This is a genomic window from Streptomyces canus, assembly GCF_001514145.1.
In the GTDB taxonomy this organism is placed as follows: Bacteria; Actinomycetota; Actinomycetes; order Streptomycetales; family Streptomycetaceae; genus Streptomyces; species Streptomyces canus.
The window spans coordinates 580914-592297 of sequence record NZ_KQ948657.1 but is presented as its reverse complement, the minus strand read 5'-3'; the positions used below and the strand labels follow the sequence as shown (position 1 = coordinate 592297).

General features: G+C 72.1%; 10 protein-coding genes. 9 read left to right on the top strand and 1 reads right to left on the bottom strand.

Going from position 1 to position 11384, the window contains the following annotated elements; genetic code table 11:
* Window positions 1–79 precede the first annotated feature (79 nt).
* The 5 genes from AQJ46_RS07565 to AQJ46_RS07545 all read left to right on the top strand — a co-directional run bounded on the left by AQJ46_RS07565 (window position 80) and on the right by AQJ46_RS07545 (window position 5115).
* Complete coding sequence (locus tag AQJ46_RS07565) at window positions 80–661, top strand: DUF3017 domain-containing protein (RefSeq protein ID WP_225887283.1); 582 nt, start codon at window positions 80–82, stop codon at window positions 659–661.
* A 240-nt stretch (window positions 662–901) separates the two neighbouring features.
* A complete protein-coding gene (locus tag AQJ46_RS07560; RefSeq protein ID WP_059204833.1) occupies window positions 902–1360 on the top strand; it encodes a helix-turn-helix domain-containing protein in 459 nt (152 codons plus the stop codon).
* Between the two features lie 240 nt (window positions 1361–1600).
* Complete coding sequence (locus AQJ46_RS07555; RefSeq protein WP_079072171.1) at window positions 1601–2803, top strand: helix-turn-helix domain-containing protein; 1203 nt, start codon at window positions 1601–1603, stop codon at window positions 2801–2803.
* 319 nt (window positions 2804–3122) lie between these two features.
* A complete protein-coding gene (locus AQJ46_RS07550; protein WP_059204831.1) occupies window positions 3123–4112 on the top strand; it encodes a malate dehydrogenase in 990 nt (329 codons plus the stop codon).
* Between the two features lie 127 nt (window positions 4113–4239).
* Entirely contained in the window at window positions 4240–5115 is an 876-nt protein-coding gene (locus AQJ46_RS07545; RefSeq protein WP_059204830.1) for a hypothetical protein, read from the top strand.
* 25 nt (window positions 5116–5140) lie between these two features.
* Here the strand turns inward: AQJ46_RS07545 and AQJ46_RS07540 are convergent, their stop codons facing one another.
* Window positions 5141–6028, bottom strand: coding sequence for a bifunctional helix-turn-helix transcriptional regulator/GNAT family N-acetyltransferase (locus AQJ46_RS07540; protein ID WP_059204829.1), 888 nt, complete (start codon window positions 6026–6028; stop codon window positions 5141–5143).
* A 140-nt stretch (window positions 6029–6168) separates the two neighbouring features.
* Here AQJ46_RS07540 and AQJ46_RS07535 point away from each other — a divergent pair, with 140 nt between their 5' ends.
* The 4 genes from AQJ46_RS07535 to AQJ46_RS07520 all read left to right on the top strand — a co-directional run bounded on the left by AQJ46_RS07535 (window position 6169) and on the right by AQJ46_RS07520 (window position 11351).
* Window positions 6169–7962 (top strand): hypothetical protein, encoded by a 1794-nt coding sequence (locus AQJ46_RS07535; RefSeq protein WP_059204828.1) that lies wholly within the window; start codon window positions 6169–6171, stop codon window positions 7960–7962.
* Window positions 7949–8305: a hypothetical protein gene (locus AQJ46_RS07530; RefSeq protein ID WP_057607802.1), complete on the top strand. Its 357-nt coding sequence runs from the start codon at window positions 7949–7951 to the stop codon at window positions 8303–8305. The genes AQJ46_RS07535 and AQJ46_RS07530 overlap by 14 nt, the downstream gene beginning before the upstream one ends.
* A 60-nt stretch (window positions 8306–8365) precedes the next feature.
* On the top strand, window positions 8366–9637 hold the full coding sequence (locus AQJ46_RS07525; RefSeq protein WP_107117221.1) for a hypothetical protein: 1272 nt from the start codon (window positions 8366–8368) through the stop codon (window positions 9635–9637).
* A 187-nt stretch (window positions 9638–9824) separates the two neighbouring features.
* Window positions 9825–11351: an aldehyde dehydrogenase family protein gene (locus AQJ46_RS07520; protein WP_059204826.1), complete on the top strand. Its 1527-nt coding sequence runs from the start codon at window positions 9825–9827 to the stop codon at window positions 11349–11351.
* Window positions 11352–11384: the final 33 nt, after the last annotated feature.

Below are 11384 nucleotides of genomic sequence, written 5' to 3'. Positions count from 1 at the left end.
AACCGCGGTGCGGGACTCCCGGCATCCGGGCGCGTCCCGAAAGCCGGGTGCCAGGACGGCCGAGACAGAGGAGCTCCGTATGTCGGGTGCCACCGCCGCCGAGGCGGAGGAGGCCCGGGAGTCCGGTGCCACGGTTGCCGCGGAGGGTGCAGCCGAGGAGTCGGACGGCGTCGATGGCGAGTCGGACAACCTGTCGGATCCCGAGTCGCAGGCCGAAGTCGTCGTGCGGGACGCGATCAGTGCGCCCGATGCCGACGGGCGGCCCCGGCGGGCGACCCGGCGGTTTCCGCTGTTCACCAGGGACACCGCGCGGCCCGAGGGCGGTGGCCGGGCCGCGCCGCGGGACGCTCCGGCGCCCGCCCGGCAGTGGCCGGTGCTCGCCGTGCTGGCCACGGTGGGGCTCGGGCTGCTGCTGACCGCCCTGGACCAGTTCCGTTACGGCACGCTGCTCATCGGCCTCGCCCTGCTCGCCGGTGCAGTGCTGCGCTGGCTGCTGCCGGACGTCGGCATGCTCGCCGTGCGCTCGCGCTTCACCGACATCGCCACCTACGGCGTGCTCGGCACCGCGATCGTCCTGCTGGCGATGATGGTGCAGCCCAACCCGTGGCTGGTGATCCCCTTCCTCAAGGACACCCTGCACTTCACGGTCAGCAGCAGCTGACCCGAGCAGCACGGGACGGCGGTCCGCCCCCACCCCCGATGAGGGACGGACCGCCGTCACGGCCCAGCTTCCCGTGCCGTGAACGGCCTGTTCAACGGCTGTCAGTTCGCTGTGGCACAGCCGTGACCGTTCCGGCACGGTGTGCGCGACCAGCCGCAACCGCCCTCGGATGAGGAACCGATCAGGCCTCTGGCGTCGTCACTTGCCTGGAAGCAGGTGAGGACGCCGTGGAGGTGGGCGATGAGTGGCTGGCAGGCGCTGCCCGACGATCTGCCGCCGGAGGTACGGCACTTCGTGGAGCAGCTCAGACAGCTCAAGGACCGCACGGGGCTCAGCCTGGTCGCGCTCGGCGCCCGCACCGCGTACAGCAAGTCCTCCTGGCACCGCTATCTCAACGCCACCCAGCCACCGCCCCGCCAGGCCGTCGCCGCCCTGTGCCGTATCGCGGGTCTCGGCACCACCGACGCCGACCGCTTCGGTGTGCGCTGGGAACTGGCGGTCCAGGCCTGGCCCCGCCCGACGACGGCGCCCGCACCGACCGCCGGGGGCGAGGAGTACGAGGACGATCCGACCCTGCCGTGGTGGGACGAGCGCCCCGAAGAGGGCGGCCGCGGAATGAACCGCTTGTTGCTGTTCGCCGTACTTCTGCTTGTCCTCCTGCTGTTGGCCGGGGTGGCCGGTGCCGTGGCGTCCGGGTGAGCCGGGAACTCCCGTGACGGGCGTTATTACCGGTGTGTTGGTGTGTTCCTCCTGTGACGATGTATTGACAAGTTCGCGCATTTGACACGGAACCGTTCGACAGCGGAGCTAATGTGTCGAACTTGCCGACGCCCCCGTGCGTCTTCACGCCGGGAGCTGAGATCCTTGGCGGACGCACTCCTGTGGGGGGCACGGGGGAGCGGGAACAAACAGCACCGACCGGGGGGAAGAGGGGGAGCAATGCCTCGCTGGAAGGCTTTGCCGGATGAACTGGATCCGCAGGTCAGGGAGTTCGCGAGCCAATTGCGGCGGCTCGTGGACCGCAGCGGCCTGAGCATCGCGGCCGTCGCCGACCGCACGGGTTACAGCAAGACGTCCTGGGAGCGGTATCTCAACGGCCGGCTGCTCGCGCCGAAGGGCGCGATCGTCGCCCTGGCCGAGGTCACCGGCACCAATCCCGTTCACCTGACCACGATGTGGGAGCTCGCCGAACGGGCCTGGAGCCGTTCGGAGATGCGCCACGACATGACCATGGAGGCCATCCGGATCTCCCAGGCGCGGGCCGCGCTCGGCGAGTTCGGGGCGCCGCCCGCCAACGTCAAGGGCGGCAAGACGGCCCGCAGGAGCAGCAGCGCGACGGCGACGCCGGGGGTGGCGGGACCCGCGGGAGTCGCCCCCACGGTGCCGCCGCAGCCGACGGCGCCGGAAGCCGACAGCGTGGAGGCGCGGCAGGGCTCCTCGGGCAAGAACTCCTGGGGCGTGGCCGGATATCAGGGGCCGTCGCAGCCCTCCTCGGGACGTACGGCCGCGGCGGCGCCCGTCTCCGCCGGCGGTCCGGCGTGGACGCCGGGGGCGCCCGGGCCGTACGACGAGCCGCAGGACGCGCGGCCCGGGGACGCCCCCTCCGGTGGCGCCGGTGGGTCGGCCGGGTCCGGTGGCTCCGGTGGCGGGAAGCGGCGGCTGACGATGTTCCTCTCGGGGGTCGTCGGGGTGCTGGTCGTGGTCGCCGCCGTGTTCTTCCTGACCGACGGAGGCGGCGACAAGAAGCGGACGGGGGCCGACAAGTCCCCGTCACCGTCCGCCAGCACGTCCGTCTCGCTGCCCGCCGGGGTGAAGTGCAGTGGTGCGGGCTGCACCGGCAAGGACGCCGAGGCCATGGGATGCAGTGGGAACCTGGTGACGACCGCCAAGACCGCGACGGTGGGGGCGACCGTGGTCGAGGTGCGGTACAGCGAGACCTGTGGCGCGGCCTGGGGGAGGGTCACGCAGGCCGGGCAGGGGGACAAGGTCGAGGTGACCGCGGGGAAGGCGACCGAGCAGAGCGGGAACATCACCGAGGCCGGGGACACGATCGCCTATACGCCGATGGTGGCCGTGAAGGACGCCGGTGAGGCGAAGGCCTGCGTGACGCTGGCTTCCGGGCAGTCGGGGTGCACCGAATGAGGGGGTGACCCCTGGACAGGTAAATCTTCAGCGACCGTGCATGGGGTGCTGAATCGGGGGCACGCGAACCGTACCCCCACGGGAGTCCGGAAACCGGTACCCCCATACGGCGGCCGCCTTCGTCCACCCTCTCCCGGACGGGCGGCCGCCTCTTTTGTCGGGGGATCGCGGGGCGGTTGTGGGGTGGGCCACACGGGGCCGGACGTCCGACATCCCGGATGCGCGATAGCCTGACCGCTGGATCTCTCTTGACGCCAAGAGATCGATCAAACGTCCGGGGCAGGGACGCCCCACCGCCAGCTGTCATACGGAGAACGCCATGACCCGCACTCCCGTGAACGTCACCGTCACCGGCGCGGCCGGCCAGATCGGTTACGCCCTGCTCTTCCGCATCGCCTCCGGCCAGCTGCTCGGCGCGGACGTGCCGGTCAAGCTTCGCCTCCTGGAGATCACCCCCGCGCTGAAGGCCGCCGAGGGCACCGCCATGGAGCTCGACGACTGCGCCTTCCCGCTGCTCCAGGGCATCGACATCACGGACGACCCGAACGTCGCCTTCGACGGCACCAACGTCGGTCTGCTCGTCGGCGCCCGCCCCCGCACCAAGGGCATGGAGCGCGGTGACCTCCTGGAGGCCAACGGCGGCATCTTCAAGCCGCAGGGCAAGGCCATCAACGACCACGCCGCGGACGACGTGAAGATCCTGGTCGTCGGCAACCCGGCCAACACCAACGCGCTGATCGCCCAGGCCGCCGCCCCGGACGTACCGGCCGCGCGCTTCACCGCGATGACCCGCCTGGACCACAACCGCGCGCTGACCCAGCTCGCGAAGAAGACGGGCACCACGGTCGCCGACATCAAGCGTCTGACCATCTGGGGCAACCACTCCGCCACCCAGTACCCGGACATCTTCCACGCCACGGTGGCAGGCAAGAACGCCGCCGAGACCGTCAACGACGAGAAGTGGCTGGCCGAGGACTTCATCCCGACCGTCGCCAAGCGCGGCGCCGCGATCATCGAGGCCCGTGGCGCGTCCTCCGCCGCCTCGGCCGCCAACGCCGCCATCGACCACGTCCACACCTGGGTCAACGGCACCGCGGACGGCGACTGGACCTCCATGGGTATCCCGTCGGACGGTTCCTACGGCGTCCCGGAAGGCCTGATCTCGTCCTTCCCCGTCACCACCAAGGACGGCGTCTACGAGATCGTCCAGGGCCTGGAGATCAACGAGTTCTCCCGCGCCCGCATCGACGCCTCCGTGAAGGAGCTCGAGGAGGAGCGCGAGGCGGTACGCGCGCTCGGCCTCATCTGAGTCTTCTCGACGGCTCTGTCACGAGCCTGCACGGGCCCTGTTCCGGTTCCTTCCGGAACAGGGCCCGTGGCCGTTTTTCGCCCTACGGTCGACGCAGTACCCGGTGGGGTGATGCGGGGGGTTCGATATGAACGGCTGGAACGGCTACAGCTCCGGTTCCGGAGCGGAACACGAACCGAGCGAGGAGAGAGGCCGGGCGGCCTGGAGCTCGGGGGAGACGGGGACCGCCCCGCCGTGGGCGTCCGCCCGGACACAGACCTCCTTCGCGCCTCCCTGGGCGACGGCCGGGACACCGGCTGCCCCCGCCCCTGAGTGGCCACCGGCGGCGGCGGCTCCCACGGGTCCCCCGCACGCGCCCCACCGGGTCCGACGGGTGCTCGCCGCCCTCGCGGTGGCCGTCCTGGTCGGGGTCTCGGTCGGGGTCGGTGTCTGGTGGTTCCTCCGCGACACCTCCCTCGGATCCGGTTCCGGAAGGGGCGCCGGTCCGGCCCCGAGCGTCACGGCCACGCCGTCCCCGTCGGCTTCCGCCTCCACCGCCTCGGGGTACCGCCGTGTCCAGGATCCCGTCGGCTACACCGTCGACGTTCCCCGGGGCTGGACCCGCACCGAGAAGCAGGGCGAGTCCGCTCCGATCGTCGTCTACGACGCCCCCGCCGACGGCCGACGGCTCCAGGTCTTCCGGGTCGCGGAGGACACCCCGGCCCAGTCCCTCGGCCTGGCCGAGAACGACCCCGGCTACGGCTTCTCGCGCCGGCCCGGCTACCAGGTCGTCGACCGGGCCTCCGGCACCACCTGGGCCGAGCTCGCCTACCGCTACGACGACACGGACCTCGGCGCCCGCCAGGTCGTCGACCACCGCTTCCGGGCCGCCGACGGGAGGCTGTACGCGATCCGCGCCACCGGCCCCGCCGCCCTCGCGCCCGCGCTGGTGCGCGAGCCGCTCACCAGGGCGCTGGCCTCCTTCTGCCCGGCGGACACGGAGTGCGGCGTGGGGGCGGAGTGAGCCCTCGGTCCGCCGAGACCCGAGGTCAGCCGGTCAGTCGCTTCTCGAACCAGTAGTCGCCGTAGACGTGGTCCACGTACGGCGGGATCTCCGTGTAGCCGCACGCCAGGTACATCGTCCGCGCCTCGGTGAGCGAGGCGTGCGTGTCGAGCCGAAGGACGGCCAGGCGGCGGGCGGCGGCCTCCGTCTCCAGGGCCGCGAGGATCCGCCGGGCGAGGCCGAGGCGGCGGGCGTCCGGGTGCACCCACACATGGCGGATCTCGCCGACGCGCGGCTCCAGCCGGCGCAGCGCGCCGCAGCCCACGGGGCGGCCCTCCTCGTACGCCACGAAGAACGCGCCCGCGTTCCCGGACACCTCCTCGGGGCGCACCAGGTCGGACTTGTCGAAGCCCTCCGGGAAGCGGGCGTCGATGTCGGCGGCGTAGGCGTCGAGGCAGGCGCGGGCGTCGGGGGCGGCGCCGTCGACCCGGGCCACGGTGATACCGGCCAGGCGCAGCAGGCGCTGGGCGGTGCTCATCGCCTCCGTGAGCCGGTCGCGCTGGGGCCCGGTGAGTCCGTCGAGCAGACCGGCCGCGAGGGCGTCGGCCCTGCGGTTCTGCTCGTCGAGTTCGATGCGTCCGGCGCGGGTCAGCTCGACCATGCGCAGCCGGCTGTCGCCCGGGTGGACGCTGATCCGGACCATGCCCTGCGCCTGCAGGGTCTTCGCCATCCGGCTCAGATATCCGGCGTCCAGACCGAGCCGGGTCCTGAGCTCGCGCAGCGAGACCCCCTCACCGATCTCGAACAGCAGCCGCGCCTCGCCGAGCGGGCGGTCCTGGCCGAGGTAGTGGTCGTCCAGGGCGCCGATACGGCGGGTGAAGTAGCGGTTGAACCGGCGGAACTCCGCCACGTGCACTGTCGACACCGGGTCCATAATCTTTGACTTTAGTCAAATGAATCTGCCGCTGTCCACAGGTCCGCATTCCGGTTTGCCGACCCCACCCGCACCTCTATGCTGATTGGTTGTCAACAACAGCACTGAGCAAGGCCTTTGCACGCATCGGGGGAAGTGGCGTGAGTACTGCGTTCGTGCCTCAGCAACCGCAGCCGACATCGGGCGGCGCACCGCCTTCGTCGGCACCACCCGGACCGGCCACGCCACCGCACGCCAGTGAGGCGACCCGGCTGCTGTGCGCGGGCACCTACCTGGATTCCGGTTACCGGGACCGGGTCATCGAGCAGCTGCACCTGAACGAACAGCGGATCGTGGCGCCCTCGCTCGGCCTCGACGCGGCCCGGGTGCTCGCGCACGCGCTGCGGGCCCGGCGCCAGGAGCTCCTGTGGGCCGGGCTGATCCTGGGCCTGTGGGTGATCGGGCTGCCGCTGACCGGTGGGCTGATGTTCGTGTTCCTCGGTCCCAGCCTGATGCTCGCGGCCGCCTCATGGATCCGGGGCAAGAGCGCGAACCCGCCGCTGTACCGGCGGGTGCCGGCCTTCTTCGTGCGCTGGTGGGGGCGGCTCGTCTTCGCCACGTTCCTGATCCTGGCCCTCGTCGTCGCGTTCGGCGGAGGCGACGACGACTCCTCGTCCTACGGTGACTCGTACGGCTATGGCGACTCGTACGGCTCCTACGGCGACTCGACCGGCCCGTCCGATCTGCTGTTCCCCGACTTCGACGGGGTCAGCGGGCTGATCGGGCCCCTGCAGGCCTGGCTGGTGATCGTCGTCTTCGCGCTGATCGCGGGGTGCGTGGCCGCGCAGCGCGGACAGTTCGCCCGGGCGATGGGCGCCGAACTGTCCCCGCAGCGCTTCCCTGACGCGGCCGGCGACCCCGCCGAGCGGGCCGAGGGACAGCGGTTCCAGCGGCTGAAGCAGCGCATCCGGATCGAGCAGCACGCGCCGCTGGTCATGTACCACGAGAAGCGTCCCTTCTGCGGGGCCGGGGCCGCCTACGAGACCTGGGTGCTCGCCGTCGAGCTGCGGCCCGACGAGATGAAGAAGGAACAGCTGCCGCTGAACAACCGCGCGGTCCTGGAGAAGATCCGCCCGCTGCTCGAACAGCTGCGGCTGCCCTCCGAGTTCGCCGGACACACGGTCCGCGACCGGCTGCGCTGGCTGGAGATCGACGAGTGCGTGTTCCTGCCCGCGGAGGGGCTGCGTCGGCGCGAGGAGGCGCCGTACCACCCGCAGGCCTTCGAGGACCACCGGGCGCGCGCGGTCGAGGAGGGCGCCGAGAAGCGGCGGCACTTCCTGCGGATCCGGGTCGGCGGATGGGAGGAGGAGCTGGTCGTCACGGTCTTCGTGCGGGTCCACACCCAGGGCCGGATGCTCATGCTGGAGATCGCCCCGCATGTGCTGCTGCCGGTGCGCGAGGACTTCAAGGACGCCGACCGCACGGCCCACACCTACCGGCACAACAACGTCGTCGGGAAGGCGGCCTGGGCGGTGGCCCGGGTGCCGGGCTCCGCGGCCCGCTCCCTGGTCACCCTGGGCAGGGGCGTGGGGTACGCGTGGAAGCTGCTGACCGGCGGCCACGCGGGCGCGCTGCCCGACGGTCCGGCGCTGTCGGTGCGGGAGCTGGGCTCGGTGGACGAGGGGTCCCGTTTCCAGGAGATGGACGCCTCCCGCTACCTCAGGAGCGTGCAGGACCGGGTCGCGCACGGCGTGCTGACCGCGCTGGCCGAATCCGGTTACCAGACCGGCGAGTTCGTCCAGAAGATCGTGAACATCAGCAGCGGCGGCGTGAACGTCGAGGGCGGTGTCCACGGCAGCACCTTCGCGGTGGGCAAGAACGCCACCGCGTCCTCCGGCAACGGCGGCGCGGGGTCCGCGCCGCAGAAGGGAACCAGCGGCAATGACAACGGATGAGCCAGGCGTCAGCATCAGCGGTGGTGTCCACGGCAGCACCTTCGCCATCGGCAGCCACGCGCACGCCGAGAGCCACCACGGTACGGCGCCCCAGCGGGACGAGGCCGCCGAGGCGCTCCTGACCGCCGTACGGGAACTCCGCGAGGACCTCACGCGACTCCGGGCCACCGACGAGACGGCGGCACTGGACAGCGCCCTGGCCGAGACGGAGGAGGAGATCGTCACGACGGGGCAGGCGGGGCCGACCCGTCGGGAACGCCTGCGGGCGCTGCTGGACGACTCGCAGGCGCTGGTCGGTCTGGTCGCTTCGGCGGGGGCCGTGGCGGGGCTGCTGGGATTGTGAGAGGGCGCGGTGCGGTAAGTGCCGGTCTACGGGGGACGCGGTGAAGGGGAAGGGGACGCCATGAGCGGGGGCGTGCGGTACTGGAACGAGGAGACGCAGCGGTGGGAGGAGGGCGACGGGAGCGGGACCGCGACCGGTCCGGTCACTCCGCCGCCACCGGCCCGGCCGGGCGCTGTGCCGACGTGGCCGCCGGGGGTGTCCGGGGCCGCGGCCGGAGCATCGGCCGGGGCGCCGCCGGCTGACGGGACCGCCGCGCCCACGGCCGGGCCGGTCGCGCCCGTGTGGCCGCCGGCGGCCGGGTCGGTCGGCGCGGAGGCGGCCCCCGACAAGACCGTGGGCGCGGCTGCGGGGTCCGGCTCCACGGAACCGTCTGCCAAGGCCGCCCCCGTCCTGCCGCCCCCGCCCTCCCCTCCCGCCGGCTGGCCCGGAACCGGAGGCGGCAGCACCTGGCACGGACCCGGCGCCCCCGACGGCGGCTGGTCCTCCGTCGAGCAGCTCGGTGCCGGATCCGCGCCCTCGGCCGAGTGGTCGGGGACTTCCTGGTCGACCGCCGCACAGACCGCCGCACCGACCGCCGCTCAGACGGCCGCTCAGACGGCCGTCACCGCGCCTCCCACCGGAACGAACCGTCGGCTCCTCTGGTCCGTGCTCGGCGGGGTCGCCGCCGTCGGGGTCGCCGTGACCCTGATGCTGACGCTTGTCGGCGGCGGGGACGAGGACGACAAGGCCGGTGACGCGAACCCGACGCCCACGGGAGTCGTCTCACAGCAGAGCGGCCCCTACGAGTCGCCGACCCCCTCGCCGACCGAGGACACGGCGTCCCCGCTCGCCTCGGCGCCCGAACTCCCCGCCGGATACGAGCTGTACGAGGACGAGGAGGGCTTCCGTATCGCACGGCCCGCGGGCTGGTCGCGCACCACCGTGACGTCCAAGTACGGCATCGACGTGGTCAACTACCGCAGCGCGGACGGCGAACGCCGGCTTCAGGTCTACCAGGTCGCGGAGGAGTCCCCGGAGGCGTCCTTCGAGCTCTACCTCTCCGCCGAGACCAGCAAGCCGGACGGCTTCGAGAAGCTGGACCTCCAGCCCGTCGAGGAGGACGGGTTCACGGGTGAACGCCTGGAGTACCGGGCCGACTCCCTCAGCGGTGAGCCGGACGTGGGCCCCTGGCACGTCTACGACGAGCGGTTCGTCGCCCAGGACGGCCTCATCTACGCGATCGCCGCGTACGGCCTGGAGGACGACGGCAGCCAGGACGAACTGGAGCTCCTGACCACCGCTCTCTCCGGCTTCTGCGCGCCGTACTCCTGCGACGCGGCGTCGATCGACTGAACCGGCGTCCGGCCGCACCCGCAGCCTTTCCTTTTGTCCTGCTTTGCCCTCATGTTCAGTGAGCCAGCCCACTTTCGGCCACCGATTGCGCATGCAATCGAGGCGCGGGGGCAGGCGACGACGGTCCCCGTGAGTGACACCCGTGTGACGCAGGGGAACTGAACAGGAACGGAAGGCAACACCGATCATGGCCGGACAGCAGGCGCGGCAGGAGCCGCAGACCATCCACGCGGGCGGCGAGTGGCGCGCAGCCGTCTCCGGAGCCACCCGCGAGATCCTCGACCCTGCCGACGCGCGGCCGTTCGCCGTGGTCGCCGAGGGGGACGAGAAGGACACCGACCTGGCGGTCGCCGCCGCCCGCCAGGCCTTCGACTCGGGACAAGGCCCCTGGCCGCTCACCCCCGTCGCCGAACGCGCGGCACTTCTGCGCCGCGTCGCCGATCTTCTTGTACGCGACCGCGAAGAGCTCGGCCTGCTGGAGAGCCGTGACGCGGGCAAGACCGTGGAGGAGGGCCGGGTCGACATCGACTGTGTCGCCGACGCCTTCCGCTACTTCGCCGACCTGGTCGCGGGCGAGGCGCCGGGCCGGGTGGTCGACGCCGGCTCGACCGACATCCACAGCGTCGTCGTCCACGAACCCGTCGGCGTGTGCGCGCTGATCACGCCCTGGAACTACCCGCTTCTCCAGGCCAGTTGGAAGATCGCTCCCGCGCTCGCGGCCGGCAACACCTTCGTGGTCAAGCCGAGCGAGATCACCCCGATGACGACGATCGCCCTCATCGAGCTGATGGTCGAGGCCGGTCTGCCGGAAGGCGTGGCCAACATCGTCACCGGGCCCGGCCACACGGTCGGCGCCCGGCTCGCCGAGCACCCCGACGTGGACCTCGTCTCCTTCACCGGTGGCCTGGTCAGCGGCACGAAGGTCGCGCAGGCGGCGGCCGTCTCGGTGAAGAAGGTCGCCCTCGAACTCGGCGGCAAGAACCCCAACGTCGTCTTCGCCGACGCCTGCGCCACCCCCCAGGGCTTCGACACCGCCGTCGACCAGGCCCTCAACGCCGCCTTCATCCACAGCGGCCAGGTCTGCTCCGCGGGCGGCCGCCTCATCGTCGAGGAGTCCGTCCGGGACCGCTTCGTCGCCGAACTCGCCCGCCGGGCCTCGAAGATCCGCCTCGGCCGCGGCACCGAGGACGGTGTCGAGTGCGGGCCGCTGGTCTCCGAGCAGCAGCGCGCCAAGGTCGAGTCGTACGTCGCCTCCGCGCTCGCCGAGGGCGCGGTGCTGCGCTCCGGCGGACAGCGCCCCGAGCCGTCGGCCGAGCGTCCCGCCGACGGCTACTTCTACGAGCCGACCGTCCTCGACCGCTGCCACCGCGAGATGCGGGTCGTGCGGGAGGAGGTCTTCGGACCGGTCCTCACCGTCGAGACCTTCCGCACCGAGGACGAGGCGATCGCCCTCGCCAACGACACCGAGTACGGCCTCGCCGGCGCCGTCTGGACCACCGACGCCGGACGTGCCCGCAGGGTCGCCGGCCGTCTCCGCCACGGGACCGTCTGGATCAACGACTTCCACCCCTACCTCCCGCAGGCGGAGTGGGGCGGCTTCGGGAAGAGCGGAGTGGGCCGCGAGCTCGGCCCCGCCGGACTCGCGGAGTACCGCGAGAGCAAGCACGTCTACCAGAACCTCGCGCCGAAGCCGGTCCGCTGGTTCGCCGGCTGAGACCACTCGCCCCTCTCTCTCCCAAGACTTCCC